At 66.8% G+C, this 25,240-nt stretch carries 26 protein-coding genes; 15 read left to right on the top strand and 11 right to left on the bottom strand.

Annotation, left to right across the window (positions count from 1 at the left end):
- Positions 1 to 2: 2 nt before the first annotated feature.
- The 4 genes from ectB to NM2_RS16655 all read right to left on the bottom strand — a co-directional run bounded on the left by ectB (position 3) and on the right by NM2_RS16655 (position 3,676).
- Positions 3 to 1,262, bottom strand: coding sequence for a diaminobutyrate--2-oxoglutarate transaminase (gene ectB / locus NM2_RS16670; RefSeq protein WP_067669545.1), 1,260 nt, complete (start codon positions 1,260 to 1,262; stop codon positions 3 to 5).
- The gene (gene ectA / locus NM2_RS16665) at positions 1,259 to 1,726 is read right to left on the bottom strand and encodes a diaminobutyrate acetyltransferase (RefSeq protein WP_245718066.1); all 468 of its coding nucleotides are present in this window, start codon (positions 1,724 to 1,726) and stop codon (positions 1,259 to 1,261) included. Before ectA ends, ectB begins: the two co-directional genes overlap by 4 nt.
- Positions 1,727 to 1,920: 194 nt before the next feature.
- Entirely contained in the window at positions 1,921 to 2,979 is a 1,059-nt protein-coding gene (locus NM2_RS16660; RefSeq protein WP_067669543.1) for a HAMP domain-containing sensor histidine kinase, read from the bottom strand.
- Positions 2,966 to 3,676, bottom strand: a complete 711-nt coding sequence (locus NM2_RS16655; RefSeq protein ID WP_067669541.1) for a response regulator transcription factor — start codon at positions 3,674 to 3,676, stop codon at positions 2,966 to 2,968. Before NM2_RS16655 ends, NM2_RS16660 begins: the two co-directional genes overlap by 14 nt.
- Positions 3,677 to 4,242: 566 nt before the next feature.
- Here NM2_RS16655 and NM2_RS16650 point away from each other — a divergent pair.
- Positions 4,243 to 5,427, top strand: a complete 1,185-nt coding sequence (locus NM2_RS16650) for a L,D-transpeptidase (protein ID WP_245718072.1) — start codon at positions 4,243 to 4,245, stop codon at positions 5,425 to 5,427.
- Positions 5,428 to 5,494: 67 nt separating this feature from the next.
- Here NM2_RS16650 and NM2_RS16645 read toward each other — a convergent pair whose 3' ends face one another.
- Genes NM2_RS16645 through kdpF form a run of 4 tightly spaced genes read right to left on the bottom strand, consistent with a single transcriptional unit; the run spans position 5,495 to position 10,363 of the window.
- Positions 5,495 to 6,445: a potassium-transporting ATPase subunit C gene (locus NM2_RS16645; RefSeq protein WP_067669540.1), complete on the bottom strand. Its 951-nt coding sequence runs from the start codon at positions 6,443 to 6,445 to the stop codon at positions 5,495 to 5,497.
- On the bottom strand, positions 6,445 to 8,601 hold the full coding sequence (gene kdpB / locus NM2_RS16640) for a potassium-transporting ATPase subunit KdpB (protein ID WP_067669538.1): 2,157 nt from the start codon (positions 8,599 to 8,601) through the stop codon (positions 6,445 to 6,447). The genes NM2_RS16645 and kdpB overlap by 1 nt, the downstream gene beginning before the upstream one ends.
- Position 8,602: 1 nt before the next feature.
- Positions 8,603 to 10,276, bottom strand: a complete 1,674-nt coding sequence (gene kdpA / locus NM2_RS16635) for a potassium-transporting ATPase subunit KdpA (RefSeq protein ID WP_067669536.1) — start codon at positions 10,274 to 10,276, stop codon at positions 8,603 to 8,605.
- Entirely contained in the window at positions 10,277 to 10,363 is an 87-nt protein-coding gene (kdpF, locus tag NM2_RS51670; RefSeq protein WP_120737472.1) for a K(+)-transporting ATPase subunit F, read from the bottom strand.
- A 432-nt stretch (positions 10,364 to 10,795) separates the two neighbouring features.
- Here kdpF and NM2_RS16625 point away from each other — a divergent pair, with 432 nt between their 5' ends.
- The 6 genes from NM2_RS16625 to NM2_RS16600 all read left to right on the top strand — a co-directional run bounded on the left by NM2_RS16625 (position 10,796) and on the right by NM2_RS16600 (position 17,075).
- Positions 10,796 to 13,309: an ATP-binding protein gene (locus NM2_RS16625; protein ID WP_067669532.1), complete on the top strand. Its 2,514-nt coding sequence runs from the start codon at positions 10,796 to 10,798 to the stop codon at positions 13,307 to 13,309.
- Complete coding sequence (locus NM2_RS16620; RefSeq protein WP_067669530.1) at positions 13,306 to 14,001, top strand: response regulator; 696 nt, start codon at positions 13,306 to 13,308, stop codon at positions 13,999 to 14,001. Before NM2_RS16625 ends, NM2_RS16620 begins: the two co-directional genes overlap by 4 nt.
- Positions 14,002 to 14,179: 178 nt before the next feature.
- Positions 14,180 to 14,650, top strand: coding sequence for an OsmC family protein (locus tag NM2_RS16615; RefSeq protein ID WP_067669527.1), 471 nt, complete (start codon positions 14,180 to 14,182; stop codon positions 14,648 to 14,650).
- A gap of 21 nt (positions 14,651 to 14,671) precedes the next feature.
- Entirely contained in the window at positions 14,672 to 14,950 is a 279-nt protein-coding gene (locus NM2_RS16610; protein ID WP_067669526.1) for an acylphosphatase, read from the top strand.
- A gap of 25 nt (positions 14,951 to 14,975) precedes the next feature.
- On the top strand, positions 14,976 to 15,908 hold the full coding sequence (locus tag NM2_RS51665; protein ID WP_245718065.1) for a hypothetical protein: 933 nt from the start codon (positions 14,976 to 14,978) through the stop codon (positions 15,906 to 15,908).
- Positions 15,909 to 17,075 (top strand): glutathionylspermidine synthase family protein, encoded by a 1,167-nt coding sequence (locus NM2_RS16600; RefSeq protein WP_067669524.1) that lies wholly within the window; start codon positions 15,909 to 15,911, stop codon positions 17,073 to 17,075. It begins immediately after the preceding gene.
- A 3-nt stretch (positions 17,076 to 17,078) separates the two neighbouring features.
- On the opposite strand, the gene coaD is transcribed toward NM2_RS16600, so the two are convergent.
- Positions 17,079 to 17,564, bottom strand: a complete 486-nt coding sequence (gene coaD / locus NM2_RS16595; protein ID WP_067669522.1) for a pantetheine-phosphate adenylyltransferase — start codon at positions 17,562 to 17,564, stop codon at positions 17,079 to 17,081.
- A gap of 26 nt (positions 17,565 to 17,590) precedes the next feature.
- Complete coding sequence (locus NM2_RS16590) at positions 17,591 to 18,115, bottom strand: GtrA family protein (RefSeq protein ID WP_067669520.1); 525 nt, start codon at positions 18,113 to 18,115, stop codon at positions 17,591 to 17,593.
- Between the two features lie 221 nt (positions 18,116 to 18,336).
- On the opposite strand from NM2_RS16590, the gene NM2_RS16585 reads away from it, so the two are divergent.
- From NM2_RS16585 to NM2_RS16555, 7 genes are all read left to right on the top strand, one after another.
- Positions 18,337 to 19,083, top strand: coding sequence for a DivIVA domain-containing protein (locus NM2_RS16585; protein WP_067669518.1), 747 nt, complete (start codon positions 18,337 to 18,339; stop codon positions 19,081 to 19,083).
- Positions 19,084 to 19,187: 104 nt separating this feature from the next.
- The gene (locus NM2_RS16580) at positions 19,188 to 19,790 is read left to right on the top strand and encodes a YceD family protein (protein WP_174575641.1); all 603 of its coding nucleotides are present in this window, start codon (positions 19,188 to 19,190) and stop codon (positions 19,788 to 19,790) included.
- A gap of 66 nt (positions 19,791 to 19,856) precedes the next feature.
- Entirely contained in the window at positions 19,857 to 20,039 is a 183-nt protein-coding gene (gene rpmF / locus NM2_RS16575) for a 50S ribosomal protein L32 (RefSeq protein WP_040826295.1), read from the top strand.
- Positions 20,040 to 20,058: 19 nt separating this feature from the next.
- Complete coding sequence (rnc, locus tag NM2_RS16570) at positions 20,059 to 20,793, top strand: ribonuclease III (protein ID WP_067669516.1); 735 nt, start codon at positions 20,059 to 20,061, stop codon at positions 20,791 to 20,793.
- A complete protein-coding gene (gene mutM / locus NM2_RS16565; RefSeq protein WP_067669514.1) occupies positions 20,794 to 21,651 on the top strand; it encodes a bifunctional DNA-formamidopyrimidine glycosylase/DNA-(apurinic or apyrimidinic site) lyase in 858 nt (285 codons plus the stop codon). It begins immediately after the preceding gene.
- Between the two features lie 79 nt (positions 21,652 to 21,730).
- A complete protein-coding gene (locus tag NM2_RS16560) occupies positions 21,731 to 22,324 on the top strand; it encodes a dihydrofolate reductase family protein (RefSeq protein ID WP_067669512.1) in 594 nt (197 codons plus the stop codon).
- A gap of 22 nt (positions 22,325 to 22,346) precedes the next feature.
- Positions 22,347 to 23,393, top strand: coding sequence for a PHP domain-containing protein (locus NM2_RS16555; protein WP_084531117.1), 1,047 nt, complete (start codon positions 22,347 to 22,349; stop codon positions 23,391 to 23,393).
- Positions 23,394 to 23,420: 27 nt separating this feature from the next.
- Here NM2_RS16555 and NM2_RS16550 read toward each other — a convergent pair whose 3' ends face one another.
- Positions 23,421 to 24,044 carry a LysE/ArgO family amino acid transporter gene (locus NM2_RS16550; protein ID WP_067669681.1) on the bottom strand — a complete coding sequence of 208 codons (624 nt, stop codon included), beginning with the start codon at positions 24,042 to 24,044 and terminating at the stop codon, positions 23,421 to 23,423.
- Between the two features lie 72 nt (positions 24,045 to 24,116).
- On the opposite strand from NM2_RS16550, the gene NM2_RS16545 reads away from it, so the two are divergent.
- On the top strand, positions 24,117 to 25,025 hold the full coding sequence (locus NM2_RS16545; RefSeq protein WP_067669508.1) for a LysR family transcriptional regulator ArgP: 909 nt from the start codon (positions 24,117 to 24,119) through the stop codon (positions 25,023 to 25,025).
- The last annotated feature ends 215 nt before the right edge of the window (positions 25,026 to 25,240 follow it).

Raw genomic sequence — 25,240 nt, 5'->3', positions numbered from 1 at the left:
CTTCAGCGGCCTTCCCGGATGGTGTGCACGGCGTCGGTGAGGATCTTCAGGCCGTGGTCGAGCTCTTCATCGGTGATGGTCAGCGGCGGCAGCAGCTTGACCACCTGATCCTCGGCGCCTGAGGTTTCCACGATCAGCCCCTTCTCGAAGGAGATGCGGCAGACTTTACTCGCCTGCGAGGCGTCATCGAAAACCAAACCTTGCACCAGACCGCGGCCGCGAGTGGAGATTCCCGCGTGCGCATCGGCCAAGGCGCCGAACGACTTCCGGATCTTCTCGCCCTTGCTGACGGTGGACTCCTCGAGCTTTCGGTCGGTCCAGAAGTGCTCGAGCGAGACCTTCGCGGTGACGAATGCCGGGTTGTTGCCGCGGAACGTGCCGTTGTGCTCGCCGGGCGCCCACTGGTCGAGTTCGGGGCGCATCAGCACCAGCGCCATCGGCATGCCGTAACCGCTGATCGACTTGGACAGCGTCACGATGTCGGGGGTGATGCCGGCGGTCTCGAAGGAGAAGAACGGGCCGGTGCGACCGCAGCCCATCTGCACGTCGTCGACGATGAGCAGGATGCCCCGCGCGGCGCACAGTCCGGCCAGCGCGCGCAGCCATTCGTGCCGCGCGACATTCACGCCGCCCTCGCCCTGCACGGTCTCCACGATCACCGCGGCGGGCTTTTCCACACCGGAGGAGTTGTCGTCCAGGACGCGCTCCATCCAGGCGAAGTCCTCGCCCTCGACGTAACCGTCGTACGGCATCGGATTCACGTGCACCAGAGGCACTCCCGCGCCCGCTCGCTTGGCGGCATTACCGGTCACCGACAGCGCGCCGAGAGTCATGCCGTGAAATGCGTTGGTGAAGTTGAGAATTGTGGTGCGGCCGGTGATCTTGCGCGCCAGTTTAAGCGCCGATTCCACAGCGTTCGCACCGGTCGGGCCGGGGAACTGCACCTTGTACTCCAGCCCGCGCGGGCTGAGCAGAATCTGCTCCATAGCCTCGAGAAGTTCTCGTTTGGCAACGGTGGACATATCCAGCCCGTGCGTAATTCCGTCGCGCGCGATGTAATCCAGCAGCGCTTGTTTGAGGACTGGGTTGTTGTGCCCGTAGTTCAGCGCGCCCGCGCCCGCGAAGAAGTCCAGATAATCCCGGCCGCTCCCGTCACGCAGCCACGCGCCTTGGGCGGTGTCGAACAATGTCGGCCACGCCCGGCAATATCCGCGAACGTTCGATTCCATCGTCTCGAAAATTGTAAGTTCGGCGGTGGTCATCGGTGATCCTCCGTGATGTGATCGCCACTGCGTCCCAGCGGCGAGATCCGGTACAGGTCTTCGGGTTCGTGCCCGTCCGGAAAGTCTTCGGGTGCGAACAACGACTCGCGGCTCATCTGCGCACCGTGACGGCGCGCCAGTGAGGCGAACATCGCCACTGATGCTTCGTTGTCCGGGGAGACCGTTGTCTCCAGGGTTGAAATACCTTGTTCTGCTGCATCATTTACCAGGTGATCGAGCATCGAAACGCCGATTCCGCGACCGCGGAAGGCGTGGTCGACGGCCACCTGCCAGACAAAAACCACCTCCGGTGCTTCAGGACGCAGATATCCGGTGACGAAACCCGCGATCTCGCCGTCGATTTCGGCGACGACCGTCGTGGATTGGAAGTCCCGGCACCACAGGAGATACGCATAGCTCGAATTGGCATCCAGCACTTGGGAATCCACGGCGATCTGCCACATCGCGGCGCCGTCGCCGATTCGTGGGGAACGAATGACCACCGGGGAATCGGCCTGCGCTCGGCGGCTGCCTTCATCGGAATGCGAGGAACTCAAAGTGGTGCTCCGCGTTCGTGTCTGCATCACCTCTATAGGCTTCCCACCGAACGTTGAGGAGACCCGGTCGATTACTTTACGGTCGTGTTACAGGTTTGTTTTCAGTGAGTTTCGTCACTTAACGGCATAGTGACGACGAATCGCGCCCCGCCACCCGGCCGATCACCGCAAACGACATTTCCGCCATGCGCAGCAATGGTTTCCGCAACCAGCGCCAAACCGATGCCCGTTCCGGTTCCGGAGCGGCGACTTCGGCGAACCGTGACGAAACGATCGAATATGCGCTCTCGATCCTCCGGTGCGACACCGGGCCCGGCGTCGTCGACCGTAATGACAACGTCATGCCCCACCGGGCCCGCGGTGACCGAAACGACACCGCCGCCGTGCCGTTCGGCATTCTCGAGAAGATTCACCAGAGCGCGTTCGAGTTCGAGTTTGCGACCGGTGACCGTGGCATCGGCCGAAACGGCCAACAATTCACGTTTATAGTGCAGCTCCTCGAGGGTATGGGTCAGCAGATCGCGCACCGACAACGGTTCGGCGTCGGCACGGTGTATGCGCGCCTCGACGCGAGCCAGCGCCAGCAGATCGTCCAGCAATCTGCGCAGATGATCGAGTTCGGCGCGGACCAGCCCCAGTGCCCGGCGTGAGCGCTCGGACAATTCGTCCTCGTGCCGGGCCATCACCTCGACGCTGGTGGTCAGGGTGGTCAGCGGGGTGCGCAACTCGTGGCTGACGTCGCCGACCAGCCGATGTTCCCGATCGATGCGAAGTTGCAGCGAATCCACCATGGCGTTGAAGGTGTCCACGGTCGGCGCCAAGTCGGGATCGTCGGTATCGGGCAGCCGGGTGCCCAACTCACCCGAGGCGATCTTGGCCGCGGTCCGGGTGACCCGCTGCAACGGTTCGAGCAGTCGCCGGCTCAGCCACAACCCGACGATCGCGCCGATCGCGGTGCCCAGCACCGCGCAGGCGATCAACGCCATCCAGACGCCGCGGTCCAGCAGCGAGACCGTGACGGCCAGCACCGAGGAGACCAGTCCGGCGGTCAGCGCGAAGGCGATGACCGCGCGGCCACGCAGGCTCTGGCGACGCGGCAGCACCCGCCGGCGACGCGGCGGCAGTTCGGCAGCAGGTCTGTTCAGATCAGCGCTGCACATCGAGTCGGTAGCCGAGCCCGCGCACGGTCACCACGATGACCGGATCGGACGGATCGCGCTCGATCTTGGTGCGCAACCGGCGCACATGCACGTCCACGATCCGCTCGTCTCCGAAAAAGCCGCGGTCCCAGACTCTTTCGAGCAGGACACTGCGCGACAGGACCCGTCCCGGGGTCTCCGCCAGCTCGCACAGCAACCGGAACTCGGTGAGGGTGAGATGCAACTCCTCCTCACCGCGGCGCACGGTGCCGCCTTCCGGCGAGAGCACCAGCGGCACGTCGGGATCGGCATCGAGAATCAACTCCTGGGGAGTCTGCGGCTCGACCATCTGGTTGGCCCGACGTCGCAGCGCCCGCATCCGGGCGGTGATCTCCTTGATCTCGAAGGGCTTGGTCACGAAATCGTCGGCGCCCGCCTCCAGGGCCGCCACTACGTCGTGAGTGTCGTCGCGAGCGCTGACCACTATGATCGGCACGTCGTGATCTCGGCGGATCTCCCGGATACAGGTGAATCCGTCCATATTGCCGAGCATCAGGTCCACGATCATCACATCGGGCGCACCGTTGTCACGCAGATGTTCGAGGGCGTCCTCGGCCTCTTCGGCCTCGGCTACGTCGTAGCCCTCGTCCTCCATGGCCAGTCGCAGCGCGTCGCGGACCCGGTCGTCGTCCTCCACGATCATCAGGTTCGCAGTCATATTCCAATCCCTGCTAGCACGCGGCGGGCGAGGGCGCCCTCCGGCTCGGCGATCCTCTTCGGGCAACGGAGTTGTGAATACCCCGACCACGCTGAAGTAAACGTAGGGCAATCCGACCAAGACCATCAACCGCCCGGTCGGAGCCGACCCGGGCTGCGGAACCGTTATAGGCCTGTTACATTGACGTTTGCCGTCGAACGACCGCGACGTGATTAATGCCACAGCCGGTCACAGTCGCGACGTGGGAGGACCGAACCGACCGACACCTCGATCCCGGGCCAGCGAGCATGCGCTCAAAGATAACCGGGTACCCCACAACCGCATCTGGAAACATTCGGCAATCACGGCGATGTGCCGCTGCTCTCGCGCGCCCCGTAAGCTGGTCCGCGAACAGTTCGGCGATGGTGCGCAGGCGGGGGCGAAGAGGCCCGGCGCGCGCACGGGCAAGCGCAGGAGACACCATGTCAGGTCGCCCAGTATGGAGCGACAGCCTCAGAGGCGTGCGGTACCAGGGCGGGGCTCGTAGCAAACTCATCCGATTCGGTGTGGGCAAGGGCGCGCTCGCGCTGTGCCTGGCGCTCGTGGCGGCCCTGCTGGCCGCCTGCTCGTCTTCGCCGAATTCCTCCGGAACGGGTCCGGCGGCCAAGGCGCCCGCGGCCAAGATCTCGGTCACCCCGGGTGGCGGTAACGATGTCGACCCGCTCGGCAAGATCGAGGTCAGCACCTCACAGGGGCAGCTGACCTCGGTCACGATGACCAACGAGAACGGCAAGCAGATCGACGGGATCTACACGCCGGACAAGACGGCCTGGAAACCCACCGCCCCGCTCGGCTACAACCACACCTATTCGGTCGCCGCCCAGGGCGTCACGGTGACCGGTCCGATTCCCGAGGCCAAGACCTCGTTCACCACGCTCACCCCGAGCAATCAGACCAAGGCGTATCTGACCACGACCGGCGGGAAGGAGATCGACGGCGGAACGTACGGCGTCGGAACGGTCGTGGTCGCCCATTTCGACGAGTCGATCCCGGACAAGGCCGCCGCGGAGAAGAAGCTCAAGGTGACGACCAATCCCCCGGTGCAGGGCTCGTGGTACTGGCTCGACGACCGCAACGCGCACTGGCGGCCGGAGAAGTACTGGGCGCCGGGCACGAAGGTGACCGTGGAGGCCAACATCTTCGGCTCGCAGCTGGGCGGCGGGCTGTACGGGCAGGAGAATTCCAAGGCCTCGTTCACGATCGGCCCCTCGCACGTGTCGATCGCCGACGACAACACCCATCAGGTGCAGGTCTTCGAGAACGGCAAGTTGATCCGCACGATGCCGACCTCGATGGGTATGGGCGGCACGCAGGTCGTCGACGGTAAGACGATCTACTTCTGGACCATGCCGGGCACCTACACGGTGATGGGCCGGGGCAATCCGGTGATCATGGACTCCTCCACCTTCGGCCTGCCGGTCAACTCCCGGCTCGGCTACAAGGAGGCGATCAACTGGGCCACCCAGATCAGCGCCGACGGGATCTACCTGCACGAACTGGATTCGACCGTCTCGGCACAGGGTGTGCGGAACACCTCGCACGGCTGTCTGAACCTCAACGAGTCCAATGCCCAGTGGTTCTACAACTTCTCCAATCTGGGCGATGTGGTCGAGGTGCACAACACCGGCGGCCCCGCGCTCCAGGTCTGGGACAACGGCGACTGGACCCTGCCGTGGGATCAGTGGCTGCAAGGAAGCGCCCTGAGCAAGTAGTCGGCCGGGAAACAAGAAGGCCGCCTTCATCATTCGATGAAGGCGGCCTTGCTCGTCCCAGCGGGATTCAGCCCCGGAACGGGTATTTGCCGTCCAGGTCCAGGTTGAGTTGCAGGACGTTCACCCGGGGCTCGCCCAGGAAGCCGAGATCACGGCCCTGAGTGTGCGCGACGACCAGGGCACGCACCTGGTCCTGCGAGATGCCGCGCGCCCTGGCCACGCGAGCGACCTGGATGTTCGCGTAGGCCGGGGAGATGTTCGGATCCAGGCCCGAGCCCGAGGCGGTGACCGCGTCGGTGGGCACGGGGGTGTCGGCCGAGGCGTTGCCCCGGATCGGCACGATCTGCCCGGCCGAGTAGTCCTGCCCGGCCTTGGCCAGCTCCACCGCGACGCCCTTGTAGAACGCCAGGAACGGCGTCTTCGTGGTGCGCGAATCCTCGTTCACGCTGACCACCTGGGTCGGATCGACCACGTTGCCGTGTGCATCACGCGGACCCATGACCGCCAGCACCGCGCCGACACCACCGGAGGTGCAGAACGGACGGCTGCCGTCCACCCCCTCCAGCGCGCCCACGGCCATGCTGCGCGAGCACACCGTGGACAGCAGTGCCCGCTTGTCGTTCTTGGGATCCTTCGGATCGAGGGTGTCCACGATGCTCTCCGGGCCCAGGTTGCCGAAGGTGGAACTGGCCGGGTCGTAGCCATCCGGGATGGCGCTGACCCCGGTGGTCGAATCGGCCGCGGGCGCGGCGTTGGTCGGACGGGTCTGGAAGTACTGCACCTTCACGTTGCCCTTGCCGTCGGTGAACGCCTGACCGATCAGGCTGCTGCCCACCACCTTTCCGTTCCGCTCGATCAGCGAGCCCTCGGCCTTGTCGTGCAGGCCGGGCAGCTGAGCGACCACGAAAACCAGTAGCGGATAGGCGATTCCGAGAATCACCGTCATGACCAGCAGCGCGCGCAGCGCGGCGAGATGCTGCCGGATCCAGGTCGACTGTCTTGTCGAGAAAGCACGCATCAGGACATCCCCGGGAAGAATTGGATGATCAGGTCGATCACCTTGATGCCGATGAACGGGGCGATGATGCCGCCGAGGCCGTAGATGTAGAGGTTGCGGCTCAGTAGCTTGGACGCGCTCGACGGCCGGTAGTTGACGCCGCGCAGCGCCAGCGGGATCAGCGCGACGATGACGAGCGCGTTGAAGATGACCGCGGACAGGATCGCGGACTGCGGACTGTGCAGCCGCATGATGTTCAACACGTCCAGGCCCGGGAACAGCGAGACGAACATCGCCGGGATGATCGCGAAGTACTTGGCGATGTCGTTGGCGATCGAGAACGTGGTGAGCGCGCCGCGGGTGATCAGCAACTGCTTGCCGATCTCGACGATCTCGATCAGCTTGGTCGGATCCGAATCCAGATCGACCATGTTCCCGGCTTCCTTGGCCGCCGAGGTGCCGGTGTTCATGGCGACGCCGACGTCGGCCTGGGCCAGCGCGGGGGCGTCGTTGGTGCCGTCACCGGTCATGGCGACCATCCGGCCGCCCTCCTGCTCCCGGCGGATCAGCGCCAGCTTGTCCTCGGGCGTGGCCTCGGCGAGGAAGTCGTCCACACCGGCCTCGTCGGCGATCGCCTTGGCGGTCAAGGGATTGTCGCCGGTGATCATGACCGTGCGGATGCCCATCCGGCGCATCTCGTCGAAGCGCTCGCGCATGCCCTGCTTCACGACGTCCTTGAGGTGGATGACGCCGAGCAGCCTCGCCGTACCGTCCTGCACCTCGCCGACGACCAGCGGCGTGCCGCCGGAGGCGGAGATGCCGTCGACGGTCTGTCCCAGTTCCTCCGGAATCCGCCCGCCCTGCGAACGCACCCATTCGGTGACCGCGCTGGCCGCGCCCTTGCGCAACTGATGCCCGTCGGACAGGTCCACGCCCGACATGCGGGTCTGCGCGGTGAACTCCACCCACTTCGCACCGGTCAACTCCCCGGCGGTGCGTTCGCGTTTGCCGAACGCCTCCTTGGCGTACACCACGATCGAGCGGCCCTCGGGCGTCTCGTCCGCGAGGCTGGAAAGCTGTGCGGCATCGGCCAATTCGTCCGCGGAAAGCCCCGGCATCGGCACGAAATCCGACGCCTGGCGATTGCCCAGGGTGATGGTTCCGGTCTTGTCCAGCAGCAGCGTGTTCACATCGCCCGCCGCCTCGACCGCGCGTCCCGACATGGCCAGCACGTTGCGCTGCACGAGGCGGTCCATCCCGGCGATGCCGATGGCCGACAGCAGTGCGCCGATCGTCGTCGGGATCAGGCACACCAGCAGCGAGACCATCACGATTCCGGTGACGCCGTTGACGTCCAGCGCCTGATTGTCCGCGACGCCGGGGTTGTTGGCCTTGGCGAAGATGGCCAGCGGCTGCAACGTCGCGACGGCGAATACGAAGATGATCGTCAGCGCGGCCAGCAGGATGTTCAACGCGATCTCGTTCGGCGTCTTCTGCCGGCTCGCACCCTCCACCAGCGCGATCATCTTGTCGATGAACGAGCCGCCGGGCTCCTGGGTGATCTCGACGACGATCCGGTCCGACAGCACCGTCGTCCCGCCGGTGACCGCGGAACGGTCACCGCCGGATTCGCGGATCACCGGCGCGGACTCCCCCGTGATCGCCGATTCGTCCACGGACGCAATGCCTTCCACGACATCGCCGTCCCCCGGAATGACCTGGCCCGCCTCGACCACGACATGATCGCCGCGTTGCAGGTCCGGAGCCGGGACGCTCTCCTCGACCGCGCGAGCGCCCGGGGACCAGTTCACCAATCGCCGGGCGACGGTGTCGGTCTTGGCCCTTCGCAACGTATCGGCCTGCGCCTTACCGCGCCCTTCGGCGACGGCCTCGGCCAGGTTCGCGAAAAGCACTGTGAGCCAGAGCCATACGACGATCGCCCAGGCGAAGAACGTCGGATGCACCAGGGCCAGCACCGTGGACCACACCGCGCCGATCTCGACGATCAGCATGACCGGGTTCTTCCACAGCGTGCGCGGATCGAGTTTGCGCAACGCGTCCGGCAGCGATTTCACCAGCATCGCGGGGTCGAACAGCCCCGCCGCGACCCGTCCCTTGGGCGCCGGCGCGGACTGCTCCGGTGCGGGCGCGGAACTCTCGATGGTTGGAGTGGTCATATCAGTGAATTCCTTCGGCGAGCGGCCCGAGCGCCAGCGCGGGCAAGAAGGTGAGGCCGACCAGGATGATCGTCACACCGGCGACCATGCCGACGAACAGCGGCCGATGGGTGGGCAGCGTGCCCTCCGAGGCGGGCGTACGACCTTGTGCGGCAAGCGATCCGGCCAAAGCGAGGGCGAAGATGATCGGCACGAAACGACCGAACACCATGGCCAGGCCCAGCGCGGTGTTCCACCACTGGGTGTTCGCGCTCAGGCCTGCGAAGGCCGAGCCGTTGTTGTTCGCGGCGGATGTGAAGGCGTACAACACTTCCGACAGGCCGTGCGGGCCGGAATTGGCCATCGAGGCGCGTTCCCCCGGCAGGGCCATCGCCGCGGCGGTGCCGGTGAGCACGATCAGCGGCGTGGTCAGGAAATAGGCCGCGGCGAACTTGATCTCCCGCGGATTGATCTTCTTGCCGAGGTATTCCGGTGTGCGGCCGACCATCAGACCGGCGACGAACACGGTGATCACCGCCAGGATCAACATGCCGTACAGACCCGAGCCGGTGCCGCCGGGCGCGACCTCGCCCAACTGCATGTTGAACATCGCCATCATGCCGCCGGCGCTGGTCATCGAATCGTGCGCGGAGTCCACCGCGCCGGTCGATGTCAACGTGGTGGCACTGGCGAACGTCGCCGAATTCGACACGCCGAAACGGGTTTCGACACCCTCCATGGCCGCCCCGACCGCGGTCGGCACGGTGCCGTGGTGATGCAGCTGGAAGAAGTTGGTGACGATCACGCTGAACAGCGCCAGCGTGCCCATCACCGAGACGATCGCGAATCCCTGCTTCTTACTGCCGACCATCCGCCCGAAGGTGCGCGGCAGCGAGAAGCTGATCACCAGCAGCAGGAAGATCTCGACGAAATTCGTCCAGCCCGTGGGGTTTTCGAACGGATGCGCGGAATTCACGTTGAAGAATCCGCCGCCGTTGGTACCCAGCAGCTTGATGACCTCCTGGCTGGCGACCGGGCCGCCGGGCAGCGTCTGGCCGCCGGTGTTGGCGACCGTGCTCGCGGTCTGCGAGAACAGGTGGAAGTTCTCGATCACGCCGCCGGAGACCAGCACGATCGCGAAGACGAATGCGATGGGCAGCAGAATCCGGATGGTCCCCCTCACGAGATCAACCCAGAAGTTGCCCAGATCGCCGGTGCGATGCCGGGCGAAACCCCGTACCAGCGCGACCGCCACGGCGATGCCGACGGCGGCGGAGACGAAGTTCTGCACCGCCAGGCCGCACATCTGCACGACGTGGCCCATCGTGGACTCACCGGCATAGCTCTGCCAGTTGGTGTTCGTCACGAAGCTGATGGCGGTGTTCCAGGCCAGATCCCCGGTCAGCTTCGTGCCTGGATCGTGCGGGTGCAGCGGCAGTATGCCCTGCAACACCTGTAGGAAGAACAGGAACAGCACGCTGATCGCCGAGAAGGCCAGCACACTGCGGGCGTAGACCCCCCACGTCTGCTCGACCCCGGGCTGCACGCCGATCAGCCGGTAGATGACGCGCTCGGCGCGAGAGTGTTTCTCCCGGGAGAAGACCCGGTACATGTAGTCGCCCAGTGGTACGTGGACCACGGCGAGCGCGATGACGAGGGCCGCCACGAAGACGATCCCCGCAGTAGTCGTGTTCACCTAGAACCTTTCCGGGTACAGCAGAGCCGCGACCAGGTAGATCGCGATGCCGACGGCCAGGACGAGACCGATGATGTTCTGCGTCACAGCCGTTCGACTCCCCGTTGAATGAGCCCGAGCAGGGCGAAGATCGCCACGGTCAGAACCGTGAACACCACGACAGACATGGGTCGAACCTTTCTTGGACCAAGGGCGCAGATGACCGCGCCGTTGTGAGTCAAGCGTCCGAATGGGCTGTTTACGAGGCTCTTGACGCGTTCTTAGCGCCCGGCGAGGTGGCCTTGACGGGTCACTTACGGCACCGTTTCGAAGCGGTGCTCGAAGGGCGTAAAGGTCCAGGTCATCCCCGTCAAGAAAGCGTCAATGTCCCGGTCGGCCGGTGTGGCGGCGGTAGACAGGTAGGGCCCGGCCGCAGATTCTCCCGGCCGTCCCTTTACACCCCAGGAGACGTTTCATGCCGGACCACGCCGCGACCGCGCCCCACCAGCCAAGACGGTTCCCACGCGAGATGATGGACGCGTGAAACGCGGTCAACTGCGCATCTACCTCGGTGCCGCCCCGGGCGTGGGCAAGACCTTCGCCATGCTCGGCGAGGCGCACCGGCGGCTGGACCGCGGCCGCGATGTGGTGGCCGCGGTGGTCGAGACGCACAATCGCGCCAAGACCGCTGTGCTGCTCGAGGGCATCGAGCGCATTCCGGCCAGGATGATGTCCTACCGCGGCGCGACGCTGGCCGAACTCGACGTCGAGGCGGTGCTGCGCCGCGCGCCCGCGGTGGTGCTGGTCGACGAGCTCGCGCACACCAACGTGCCCGGCTCGAAGAACGACAAACGCTGGCAGGACGTGCACGAACTGCTCGCCGCCGGAATCGATGTGATCTCCACGGTCAACGTGCAGCATCTGGAGAGTCTCAACGACGTGGTCGAGCAGATCACCGGCGTCGTGCAGCGAGAAACCGTGCCGGACTGGGTGGTTCGCGGCGCGGATCAGGTCGAGCTGGTCGACATCACCCCGGAAGCGTTGCGGCGCAGGCTCTCCCACGGGAACGTCTACGCCGCGGATAAGGTCGACGCGGCGCTGCGCAACTACTTCCGGCCCGGAAACCTCACCGCCCTAAGGGAATTGGCGCTGCTGTGGCTGGCCGATCAAGTCGACGCGGCACTGGCGAAATATCGCGAGGACCATCGGATCACCGACACCTGGGAGACGCGCGAACGCGTCATCGTCGCGGTGACCGGCGGGCCCGAGTCGGAGACCATCGTGCGCCGGGCCAGCCGCATCGCCGCCAAGTCCAGCGCCGATCTGATCGTCGTGCACGTGGTGCGCGGCGACGGCCTGGCCGGTGTGTCCACCCAGCGGCTGAACCGGTTGCGCGAGCTGGCGACCGGCCTGGACGCGAGCCTGCACACCGTGACCGGCGAGGACGTGCCCAGCGCACTGCTGGACTTCGCCCGCGGGGTCAACGCCACCCAGCTGGTGCTGGGCACCTCCCGGCGCTCACGCTGGGCGCGGATGCTGGACGAGGGCATCGGCTCGACCGTGGTGCAACTGTCGGGCAAGATCGATGTGCACATGGTCACCCACGAGGAGTCCAATCGAGGCTTTCGCTGGTCGTCGCTGATGCCGCCGGAACGCAAACTGTCCTCCTGGCTCGCGGCGCTGATGGTGCCCGCGCTGATCACCACGATCTGCTACTACTTCCTGGACTCGCGCCTGGATCTGGCCGGGGAGAGCGCGCTGTTCTTCATCGGCGTGATCGCGGTGGCCCTGCTGGGCGGCGTCGCGCCGGCCTCGCTGTCCGCGGTCCTGGGCGGGCTGCTGCTGAACTGGTTCTTCGTCTCCCCCCGCTACAGCCTGACCATCGCCGAGCTGAACAACTTCCTCACCATCGTGGTGATGGCGATGGTCGCCGTCGCGGTGGCCGCGCTGGTCGACATCTCCAAACGCCGGGCCAGCGAGGCGCGCACGGCCTCGCGTCAGGCCGAACTGCTCACCCTGTTCGCGGGTGCGGTGCTGCACGGCGCGGATCTGCCCGATCTGCTCGAGCACGCCCGCGAGACCTACGCTCAGCGCGCGGTCGCCCTGGTCACCGAGGACGACGTGATCGCCTGTGTCGGTGTGGATCCCGCGCGCCGGGTGAGTGACGCCGATACCGCCATCGAAGCCGGGGACGACCTGCACTGGCTGTTGCTCAACGGTCGCTCGCTCACGCCCGCCGATCGCGTCGTCCTCGGCGCGGTCGCCAACCAGGCGGCCGGGCTGGTCCGGCAGCGCCGACTCGCCGATGAGGCCCAGGCCGCGGCCGGGGTGATGGAGGCCGACCGGCTGCGCCGCGCACTGCTCTCGGCGGTCAGTCACGATCTGCGCACGCCGCTCGCGGCGGCCAAGGCCGCGGTGTCCAGCCTGCGCAGCGATGACGTGGAGTTCTCCCCCGAGGACACCGCCGAACTGCTGGCGACGGTCGAGGAATCGGTCGATCAGCTCACCGGGCTGGTCGGTAATCTGCTCGACTCCTCGCGACTGGCCGTCGGGGTGGTCACGCCCCGGCTCGAGCCGGTCTATCTGGAGGAGGTCGTGAACCGCGCGGTGGTCGGCGTCGGCATAGGCACGCGCGGGTTGCGCCGCGCGGTGCACGACCGAGTGAAGGTGGAGGTCGGCGACGTCGAGGTGCTCGCCGACAGCGGTCTGCTGGACCGCGTGCTGGCCAATCTCATCGATAACGCCCTGCGCTATTCCCCGCCCGATACGCCCATCCGGGTCACCGCCGAGTACACCGGGGATCGGGTCTCGCTCACGGTCGTCGATTACGGTCCCGGGGTGCCGACCGGGCTGGAGGACCAGCTGTTCGAGCCGTTCCAGCGGCTCGGCGACCGGGACAACTCCACCGGCGTCGGCCTCGGCCTGTCGGTGGTGCGCGGATTCGTCGAGGCGATGGGCGGCAGCGTGCACGCCGAGCCGACACCGGGCGGGGGTCTGACCGTGATCATCGACCTACCGGCCGTTCGACAGGAAGAACAGGAGGAACTCGGGTGACGACACCGGCGAGCACGAAAGTCCTTGTGGTGGACGATGAACCGCAGATCCTGCGCGCGCTGCGGATCAACCTGTCGGTGCGCGGCTACGAGGTGATCACCGCCGCCACGGGCGCGGCGGCCCTGCGCGCGGCGGCGGAGAAGCATCCCGATGTGGTGGTGCTCGATCTCGGGCTGCCCGATATGGACGGTATCGATGTGCTGGCCGGTCTGCGCGGCTGGAGCACCTCGCCGGTGATCGTGCTGTCCGCGCGCACCGACTCCGCGGACAAGGTCGAGGCGCTGGACGCCGGAGCCGACGACTACGTCACCAAACCCTTCGGCATGGACGAGCTGCTGGCGCGTCTGCGCGCCGCGGTCCGGCGCGGCGCGACCGCCACCGACGGCATCGACCCGATCGTGGAGACGTCCTCGTTCACCGTGGACCTGTCCGCGAAGAAGGTCGTCAAACACGGCGACGACGTCCACCTGACCCCGACCGAATGGGGTGTGCTCGAAATGCTCGTGCGCAATCAGGGCAAACTCGTCGGCCGCCGCGAACTGCTCCGCGAAGTCTGGGGCCCGTCCTACGCCACCGAAACCCATTATCTGCGGGTATATCTCGCCCAACTCCGCCGCAAACTCGAAGAGGACCCCTCGCACCCCAAACACCTACTCACCGAAGCAGGCATGGGCTACCGCTTCTGTGTTTGATTGCCTCCGCTTCGCTCCGGCGGGTTTCGGCGCTGTAAGGCTCGCTCCGTGCGGGGCCGGTTGAGTGCGCACCTTGCGGATCAGCGGGAAATGTTGCTGTTCGGGGGAATCGTGTCGGTGGCCGGGCTCACCCCGAACTCCGATGCTCGGCGAATCGTACTGATGGCAAGATTGTGGAATGGCTGAACAGACCTCGACCAGCACCACCGCGGCAACCTCCGGCGCGGATGGGAAGACGCCGACCTCGCTGTGGGTCGAGCGCACCGGGACGCGGCGGTACACCGGACGCAGTTCGCGCGGGGCCGAGGTGTTGATCGGCTCGGATGGCGTGCAGGGTGTGTTCACCCCCGGTGAGCTGCTCAAGATCGCGCTGGCCGCGTGCACGGGGATGAGTTCGGACTTCCCGCTGTCGAACCGGCTCGGTGAGAACTACGACGCCACCATCCGCGTCAGCGGCGACGCCGACCGCGAGAGCGAGGTGTATCCGGAGCTGAACGAGATCCTCGAGCTCGATCTGTCCGAACTGGACGAGGCCCGGCGCGAACGTCTGCTGGTGACCGTGCAGCGGGCCATCGACAAGGTGTGCACGGTCGGCCGCACGTTGAAGGCCGGATCGCAGGTGAACCTGTCGTTCCAGGTGGATGCGTGAGCGAGTCGGCGAGGCGCGGTCGTGAGCGATGACGTCCGGCTCAGCGCATGGGTGCACGGCCTGGTCCAGGGTGTGGGTTTCCGCTGGTGGACCCGCGCCCGCGCGCTCGAACTGGGCCTGACCGGTTACGCGCGGAACACACCCGACGGCCGCGTCCACGTCATCGCCGAGGGCTCGCGGGGCAATTGCGAGAAACTGGTGGGACTGCTGCGGTCGGGAACAACTCCCGGCCGGGTGGATCTGGTTGTGGAAGACTGGGGTGCCGCCCAGAGCGAGTTCTCGGGCTTCGTGGAACGGTAACCGGTGGGGAACAGGGAGTAGATCGGTGGCAACGGAACATCCGGGTATGGGGCGCTACAACCCCGACCCCGGCGAGTCGGACGGTTCACCCACCGAGGATTCCGAGCACACCGGACGCGTGAAGCCCCCCGGACAGAAGGTGCCGGGCTTCGCCGAACCCCGACCGACGCAGCCACTCCCAGGCATGCCGAACCCGACCACCCCCCTGCCCGGCGCAGACTCGTTTCCGAGAACGGCTGCGGGCGGCTCCGAGGAGTCCGCGGCCGGGACATCCGGTTCAGACGATCCGGATCCAACGGCGACCGCGCCGCGCCTCGACGCGCCCGACGAAACGAAGGTCAGCGCCCAACCCGCGGCTCCCGACGTCGGCGGTGTGATCTATCCCCCGCCCGACGATCCTCCCGCCGATTCGCCGCGCGGCCGCATCGAACGTCAGGAACCGGGCGTCACCCAACCCCGCCCGCCGACGGTCGCCGAGGCGCGAGCGCGGGACAAGGCGCGCAAACGAGCCGAGGAGGCCGAACGCGCGGCCGCACTCGCCCTCGAGGACAAACAGCGCAAACGCAAGCGAGCACTCATCGGCGGCGCGGCGATCGTCGGCGTGGCCGCGGTGGTCGGCGCAGGCTATCTGGCCTGCCAGACGTCCGAGCCCGATGTCACCGCCTACTGCACCACCGACGACAGCGGCCAGCAGACCGTCGTCGACGACAACGACTGCGTCGCGGCGCAGAACTACGCCACCAGCACCGGCGCGTACCACAGCGGACTGCCCGCGGTGTTCTTCTTCAACGGCCACCAGTACCGCTACTACTACGGCGGCGCCAACAACTACGTCGGCCGCCCGCCGACCGGCGGCAGCTTCAGCGCACCGTCCAATGCGCACGTCAGTACCAAGAGCGGCACCGTGATTCGCGGTGGCCTGGGTTCCAGTAGCGGCGGAAAGTCGGGAGGTTCATAGATGCGCCGGGTGCGCGAGCGGCCGCGGGCCAGCTGGCAGCGGATCATCGCCGATCAGGGCCTGGTATTCGGCTCGCCCGGCCGCGACGTGAACGGGCAGCCACGCCCGTACTGGGACGAATCGGTGCACTACGCATTCGATCTGGACGAGATCCTGGCGATGGAAGCGCAGGTCGAGGTGCTGCACACGATGTGCCTGCACGCCGCCGAACAGGTCGTGCTGACCGAGCGGTTCGCCGATTTCGGTCTGCCCGAATGGAGTTGGGGACCGATCGCCGAATCCTGGCGCCGCTCGGATCCTTTCGTCTACGGCCGCTTCGATCTGCGCTACGACGGCCGCGGTCCGGCGAAACTGCTGGAGTACAACGCCGATACGCCGACCTCGCTGCTCGAGGCGGCGATCGTGCAGTGGCACTGGCTCACCGACGTCCACGAAGGTGACGATCAGTGGAATTCGTTGCACGAGAAGCTCGTCGAGCGCTGGGCGAAGTTGCGTACCCAACTCCCGAGGGGCGCACTGCACTTCACCTGGTCCTCGGCCGACGGCAGCGGCGAGGACAACGTCACCACGGCCTATATGCAGGAGACCGCCGCCGAGGCCGGATTCGACACCGTCGCGCTGCCGATCGAGGAGATCGGCTGGGACAGCGAACTGGAACGCTTCGTGGATCTGGCCGAGGCGCCGATCGAATCGATCTTCAAGTTGTATCCGTGGGAATGGGCCCTGGACGACGACTTCGGCAAGCGCGTGGTCGACTCACTGCCGGAGACCATGTGGATCGAGCCGCTGTGGAAGGCCCTGCTGTCCAACAAGGCTCTGCTCGCGGTGCTGTGGGAGATGTACCCCGGCCACCCGAACCTGTTGCCCGCCTACATCGATGAGCCGCACGAGCTCACCGAATACATCCGCAAACCCAAACTCGGCCGCGAGGGCGCGAATATGACCATCGTCGGCGGCGGCATGGAGACCTCCACCGGCGGCGTCTACGGCGAAGAGGGCTACGTCTACCAATTGCTCGATCCGCTACCGGATTTCGACGGCATGCGCCCGGTCCTGGGCGCGTGGATCGTCGGCGACGAGTCCGCGGGCCTGGGCATCCGCGAAACCCCGGGCCTCATCACCGACGACTCCAGCACATTCGTGCCGCACCGGATCGAGACGAAGTAGCGCTCAGCCGCGACGTTCGGCGAGCCGGGCCAGCAGGCGCTTGTGCACTCCGGGCGGAAGCATGTCGGTGACGTCGCCGCCGAAGGTGGCGACCTCCTTCACCAGGGAGCTGGACAGGAAGCTGTAGACCGGGTTGGTCGCGATGAAGAAGGTGTCGACGCCCGAGAGCTTCTTGTTCATCTGTGCCATCTGCAGCTCGTAGCCGAAGTCGGTGGCATCGCGCAGACCCTTGACGATGGCGCTGACGCCCTGTTCGCGGGCGAAGTCGACCAGCAGGCCGTACCAGGATTCCACCCGGACGTTCGGCAGATCGGCGGTGACCTCGCGCAACATCTCGATGCGCTCGTCCACGGTGAACATGCCCTGCTTGTTCTTGTTGATCATCACCGTCACGACGACCTCGTCGAATTGCGCTGCCGCGCGGGCGAAGACGTCCAGATGTCCATTCGTCACCGGATCGAACGATCCGGGGCACAGTGCTCCAGCCATGAGGAAACGCTAACAGGATCCGCGGGTCAGAAGACCCACAGCCGCAGGCTCAGGAAGCGCAGGGTCCCCACTGCCGCGGTGATCACGATGACGGCGATCGCCTCGGCGATATCACCCATCCCCGGGACCACCACGTCCAGCAGGGCCAGCGCCGCCGACGTGATCGCCAACCCGGCCAGGGCCAGACCGCCCCCCTCTATCTGGGCGGTCAGCCAGCCGACGCGACCGGCGGCGTGGAAGGTCAGTCGACGATGCAGTTCGTTGGCGATCGCGGTACTCACGACCGACCCGATCAGATTGGCCACCTGCGGCCCACCGCCGTAGCAGGCCATGAACAGCAGGAAGTACCCGACATTGCTCAGGCCGCCGACGAGGGCGAAGCGGATCAGCTGGGCCAGCCACCTGTCGCTACGCAGATATTCCCCGAACAGTCCGAACGCACCACGAAGCCGGGTGGTCACGGTCCGCGCAGGGTCGGTGGATACAGCGAACTCGGGCTCGGGGGTCACCCCCACGCCCGGATCTGCCGGATACAGGACAGCCATCGTCATTCCGATCGAGACATCGCCGGACCGAGGCCCGGCTGATCTACCGCTCGGTAAGAATTTAGCACCAAACGGAGAGATTTCCTCCACTTGATTGTGTGGCATAGGAAACACCCAGCCGACACACCGCCACCGAACCCGCTGGGGGCCGGTGATGCGAGGCACACTGGGCTACGACGGCAGAGATGTTCGCCATCGCAGGTTCGGCAGGAGAGTGGGGTCAGCAGATGTACCGCGTATTCGAGGCACTCGACGAACTCGTCGCGATCGTCGAAGAGGCACGCGGGATCCCTCCCACGCGCAACTGCATCATCCCCCGCGGTGACGTGCTCGAACTCCTGGACGACGTGCGCGAGGCGATTCCGGGTGAACTGGACGACGCACAGGACGTCCTCGATCACCGCGACAGGATCGTCAACGACGCCACCGACTCCGCCGAGAACACCGTCACCAGCGCCAACGCCCAGGCCGACCAGACCGTGTCCGCCGCCCGCGAGGAGGCCGACCGCATCCTCGCCGACGCCAAGGCCCATGCCGATCGCATGGTCGCTGAGGCCGGCGCGCACGCGGATCACATGGTCGCCACCGCCACCGCGGAGGCCGAACGGATCGTCGCCGAGGGCAAGGCCGAATTCGAGGCCGTCACCGGACGCGCGCGTACGGAGTCCGAGCGAATGATCGCCGCGGGGCAGTCCTCCTACGAACGGTCGGTCGCCGAGGGCCAGGCCGAACAGGATCGGCTGGTCCAGCAGACCGAGGTGGTGCGGGCCGCGCACGCCGAGTCCGCGCGGCTGATCGATTCGGCGCAGGCCGAGGCGGACCGGTTGCGCGGCGAGTGCGACCAGTACGTCGACGGTAAGCTCGCCGATTTCGAGGAGATCCTGCACGGCACGATGCGCATCGTGGACCGCGGGCGGCATCAGCTGCGCACCGGCACGGGCATCCCGGATTACGCCGGGGACTTCCGCCGCTGACAACGCGGGCAGCCCGCGATATCGAGGCGATTTCGGATCGACCATGCGCATTCGGTATCGTGGACTGGTTACCCATCCATACCTACAGGTGAAGTGAGTTCGTGATGCCCGCCGACTCCCGTTCCGGTACGCGTCGTCGTCCGAGCGACGCGGGTTTCGTGCTGGATACACGCAGCCTCGGACGCAAACCGGGCTCGATGAAGACACTGCAGCGCGCGGTGACCGTGCCGGACAGGATCGGGCTGGACCTGGTCGGCATTCCGGCCGGGGCCGAGGTGGATATGGACCTGGCGCTGCAATCGGTCTCGGAGGGTGTGCTGGTCACCGGTTCGGTGGTCGCGCCGATCGCCGGGGAGTGCTCGCGCTGCCTGGAATCGTTCACCGACGAGATCGTGCTGCAGGTGACCGAACTGTTCGCCTATCCGGACAGCGCCACAGAACAGACCACCGAAGAGGACGAGATCTACCGCCTGGTCGACGACATGATCGACCTGGAACCGGTGGTCACGGACATGATCGGCCTGGAACTTCCGCTGCAACCGCTGTGCGAACCGGACTGCCCCGGATTGTGCGCCGAATGCGGTGTGCGGATGGCGATTGCGGGTTCGGACCATCGGCATGAGATACTGGATCCTCGCTGGGCGGGGCTCGCCGATTTCACGGCCGAATCCCCCGGTACCGGCGGCACCGCCGCCGACCTCAATTAGACGTAGACGGATTTCCCGCGGGCCCGGACCGGGTCCGGCGGGAGAGAACCTTAAGGAGAAGCAGTCGTGGCCGTTCCGAAGCGCCGGATGTCCCGTTCCAACACCCGCTCCCGGCGCAGCCAGTGGAAGGCCACCGCGCCAACCCTGATCACCTGCCCGAACCGGGCCTGCGGCGAGAAGACCCTGCCGCACATCGCGTGCCCGAACTGCGGCACCTACAAGGGCCGCCAGGTCGCCTCGGCGGTTTGATCGCACCGGCAGCGCAGAAGTGACCGCCAGTAAGGACCGCGCGGACGTTCCCGCCGTGGGTGAGTCCGCCGACCATACGAGCCTGCTCGAGGCACTCGGCGTCGATCTACGCGCGGATCTGCTGCGTCTGGCCCTCACCCACCGTTCATATGCGTACGAGAACGGTGGTCTGCCCACCAACGAGCGCCTGGAATTCCTGGGCGATTCGGTTCTGGGCCTGAGCATCACCGAGCGGCTGTATCTCGAGCATCCGGACAAGTCCGAGGGTGAGCTCGCGAAGTTGCGTGCCAGCGTGGTGAACATGCACGCGCTCGCCGAGGTCGCCCGCGGCCTGGGCGAGGGCGGCCTGGGCCGTCATCTGCTGCTGGGCAAGGGCGAGGAGATGACCGGCGGTCGCGACAAGCCGAGCATCCTGGCCGACGGGATGGAATCGCTGCTGGGCGCGGTCCATCTCGATCACGGCATCGGGGTGGCGCGCGAGGTGGTGCTGCGCCTGTTCGCCGGACTGCTCGAGCGCGGTCCCCGCATGGGCGCGGGCCTGGACTGGAAGACCAGCCTGCAGGAGCTGACCGCCGAACGCGGCATCGGCGTGCCCGCGTACGAGATCACCTCGACCGGCCCGGACCACGACAAGGAGTTCACCGCGACCGCGGTGATCGGTGGTCAGGCATACGGCTCGGGTGTCGGCCGGTCCAAGAAGGAAGCCGAACAGAAGGCCGCCGGGGCGGCCTGGCAATCTCTCAACGAGGGGTAGATGCCCGAACTTCCCGAGGTCGAGGTCGTCCGGCGCGGCCTCGCCGATCATGTGGTCGGTCATATCGTCGAATCCGTCACGGTGAAACATCCCCGCTCGGTGCGCAGGCATGTGCTCGGCGGGGATGATCTGTCGGCGCGGATATCGGGTCTGCGGGTCGAATCGGCCCAGCGCCGCGGCAAATTCCTCTGGCTGACCTTCGACGATCCGGACACCGCGCTCGTGGTGCATCTCGGCATGAGCGGGCAGATGCTGGTCCAGCCCGCCGACGCCCCGCTGGAGAAGCACGCGCACATCGTGGCGACCCTCGATACGGGTGCGCAGCTGCGGTTCGTGGATCAGCGCACCTTCGGCGGTTGGGCGCTGCACCCGCTGGTCGAGGTCGACGGCACCTCGTTGCCCGTGGCGGTCGCGCATATCGCGCGCGATCCGCTGGATCCGCTGTTCGACCCGGACGCTGTGGTGCGCGCGATGCGTGCCAAACAATCCGATGTGAAACGGGTCCTGCTGGATCAGACCGTGGTGTCGGGGATCGGCAACATCTACGCCGACGAGGCGCTGTGGCGGGCGCGCATCCACGGCGAGCGCATCGCGGCCAGACTCACCCGTCCTGCTCTGCACGGGCTGCTCGCCGAAGTGCAGGCGGTGATGTCCGAGGCGTTGCACGCCGGTGGCACCTCCTTCGACGCGCTGTACGTCAACGTGAACGGGCAATCCGGCTATTTCGAACGCTCCCTGGCCGCCTACGGGCGCGAGGACGAACCGTGCCGCCGGTGCGGTGCGCCGATCCGGCGGGAGAAATTCATGAACCGGTCCTCCTACTCCTGCCCGCGCTGTCAGCCCCGCCCACGACGTTAGCTGCGCAAAACCCGGCGGCTGCGGATTTGCCCGCGCTACCGTCGTCACTACGGCCCATCCCGGCTGTTGAGGAGGACAGATGCGCAAACTGACCTACTACGTCGCCTCGACGATCGACGGATTCATCGCCACCGACGACGGTTCGGTGGATTTCTTCCCCGTCGGCGGTGACCACGTCCCGGTGGTCACCGCGCAGTACCCGGAAACCCTGCCGACGAAGGTGCGTGAGGCCCACGGCTTGGACAAACCCGGGGCAACCTTCGATACGGTCCTGATGGGCCGCCGGACGCACGATTTCGGCGTGCGCACCGGAACCTCGAGCCCGTACGCGCATCTGCGCCAATTCGTGGTGTCCACCACACTGCCCGAGAATCCCGATCCGGACGTCGAACTCATCGCCGCCGATCCCCGCTCGCGGGTCCGGCAGCTCAAACGTGAACCGGGCCTTGGCATCTGGTTGTGCGGGGGCGGCGAGCTCGCCCAGGCGCTGCTGCCGGAGATCGATCAGATCTTCCTGAAGCTGCATCCGATCGTGCTTGGCAGCGGACGGCCGCTGTTCGGGGCCGGATCGCGGCTGCCAACACCGAATCGATTCCGGGTGCTGACCAGCCGCGTATTCGAGGACGGCGTGGCTTTCCTCAAGTATGTGCGGATCTCCCCCGCCTCCCCGTGACTTCAGCGTGTCGGAGGTGCAGATGTCATCACCAGATGAGGCGTCCGGGATGCTGAAAGTAGCGGCGGCGCTTCGGGAGATCGCGTTCTGGATGGAGCGCGAGCGGGCGCAGACGCATCGGGTGAAAGCCTATCGGCGGGCGGCCGATGCGGTGGCGGCGCTGTCGGAGGCGGAGTTCGAGCGGTTTCGGAAAAGCGGTGGCTGGCAGGATATTTCGGGGATCGGGCCGAAGACCGCGAGCGTGATCGCGCAGGCGTGCGCCGGTGAGGTGCCCGCGAAATTGGCCGAATCGCGTTCGGCGGCAAGGCCGATCGCGCCCGAGGGTGCGGAGTTGCGCGGGCAGCTGCGTGGCGATCTGCATACGCATTCGGACTGGTCCGACGGCGGCAGTCCGATCGAGGAGATGATGCGCACGGCGATGGCGCTGGGGCACGAATACTGTGCGCTGACCGATCATTCGCCGCGGCTGCGGGTCGCCAACGGACTGTCCGCGGACCGGCTGCGCCGTCAGCTCGACGTGGTCGCCGAGCTCAACGAGCGGCTCGCGCCGTTCCGCATCCTCACCGCCATCGAGGTCGACATCCTCGACGACGGTTCACTCGATCAGCGCGCGGATCTGCTCGCCGAACTCGACATCGTCGTGGCGAGCGTGCATTCGAATCTGCGGGCGGACCGCGCGACCATGACCCGGCGCATGGTCACCGCGGTCGCGAATCCGGACGTGGACGTCCTCGGGCACTGCACCGGGCGGCTGGTTGAGGGTGAGCGCGGCGTCCGCCCGGAATCGGAGTTCGACGCCGAGGTCGTCTTCGAGGCGTGCCGACGTTTCGGGACCGCCGTGGAGATCAACAGCCGCCCGGAACGCCGCGATCCGCCCGGACGGCTGATCCGGCTGGCCGTCGAGATGGGGTGCCTCTTCTCCATCGACACCGACGCCCACGCGCCCGGTCAGCTGGATTGGCAGGGGTACGGGTGCGCGCGGGCACTGGCCAACGGTGTGAATGCGAAGCGCGTCATCAACACCTGGCCACTGGATCAGCTGCTGGGCTTCACCGAGGCCGCGCACTGACTCGCGCACCGGCGCCGACCGCCCTGATCAATGCTGTAGCACGAGCAGGGCTCCGAAGGTGAACATGATCAGCGCGATCACCGAATCCAGTGCGCGCCAAGCGGTTCGGCGGGCGAACAGCGGACCGAGCAGGCGAGCACCGAAGCCGAGACCGGTGAACCACAGGATGCTGCCGAGCATCGCCCCGGCGGCCAGGAACCACCGGTACGCGCCCGCGTAGGTGCTGGCGAACGAACCCAGCAGGACCACGGTGTCGAGGTAGACGTTCGGATTGAGCCAGGTCATCGCGAGGCAGGTGAGCAACGTCGCGCCCAGCGCCACCGACGCTCCGGACGGTTCCCCGGTGATCGCGCCCGGCGACAGCGCCCGCCGCGCCGCCAGGATCCCGTAGCCGATCAGGAAGGCCGCCCCGGCGTACCGCGCCGCGACCAGCACCGCGGGCGCCGACCGGATGATCGCGCCGAGCCCGGCCACCCCCGCGGCGATCAGCACCACATCCGATATCGCGCAGACCGCCACCACGGCGAGCACATGTTCGCGACGGATGCCCTGCCGCAGCACGAAGGTGTTCTGCGCGCCGATCACCACGATCAGCGAGAGTCCGAAACCCAGGCCCGACAGGGCGGCCTGCACAGCCGACGACGTATTCACCGGCTCCACGCTAAGTGTGGCCCATCGACCAGACCAGCTAATGTTTTTCACCGATCATTACAATTTCTTGATATGGATCTGCAGCTGGATCAGCTCCGGGCGCTGGACGCGGCCGTCGCCGAGGGGACCTTCGAGGCGGCCGCGCGGCGGCTGCGAGTGACCCCGTCGGCGATCAGCCAGCGCATCAAGGCGCTCGAACGCGCGGTCGGGCGCATCCTGCTGCAACGCACGAAACCCGTGCGCCCCACCGAATCCGGGCTCGCGGTGCTGCGCCTGGCCCGTCAGATCGAATTGCTGACCGGTGATACCGCACGCGAACTCGGCACTGCCGCAAGTGAATACGGTGCGGCCGGGCCCGAGGTCGACCGGCGCGTCCGGCTGCCGATCGCGGTCAACGCGGACTCGTTGGAGACCTGGGTGATGCCCGCACTGTCCGCCGCACCGCCGGGGGTCTGCTTCGAAATCCACCGCGAGGACGAGGAACACACCACCCGCCTGCTGCGCAACGGCACCGTCATGGCCGCCATCACCGCCACCGCCCAGCCGGTGCAGGGCTGCCGGGTACGCCGGCTCGGCGCGATGCGCTACCGCCCCATGGCGACTCCGGAATTCGCCCGCACCTGGTTCCCCGACGGCGCGACCCCACGCGCCTTCGCCACGGCCCCGGTGATCATGTTCGACCGCAACGACGACCTCCAGGACCGCCTGATGCGCCGCCGCACCCGCCGTCCCGTGGACCCGCCCCGGCACTACATCCCCGCCACCTCCGGCTACGCCGAAGCCGTCCGCCTCGGCCTGGGCTGGGGCCTGCTCCCCGACCTCCAGATCGCCACCCGCGACTACGCGAATGCCCTGGTCACCATCGACGAATCCATGCACATCGACGTCGCGCTGCACTGGCAGCAGTGGCGTCTGGACTCCCCCGCCCTCACCTCCGTCGCCACCGCCATAGCCGCCGCTGCCGCCGAGTCACTCCTGTGAACACCGCCCTGTAGTACCGGTTCCGCGCCGACAACTCGAGCTGCGGAAAGCCGCGCCTCACCCCGCCACATCGCCAGGACCGCCTTGATCACCGGCGAAGGATTTGCCACGTGCTGCCGTTGGCGGTGAACGTCAGCGGGAGGCTCATGTTGTCGAACAACATCATCATTTCTCCCCGACGGTGTCGCCCGGGGGCAGGCTGCGTGTGGAAGCCA

Origin of the sequence: Nocardia miyunensis NBRC 108239 (genome assembly GCF_001613065.1) — a bacterium.
In the GTDB taxonomy this organism is placed as follows: domain Bacteria; phylum Actinomycetota; class Actinomycetes; order Mycobacteriales; family Mycobacteriaceae; genus Nocardia; species Nocardia miyunensis.
This window is presented reverse-complemented; position numbering and strand designations above follow the sequence as displayed.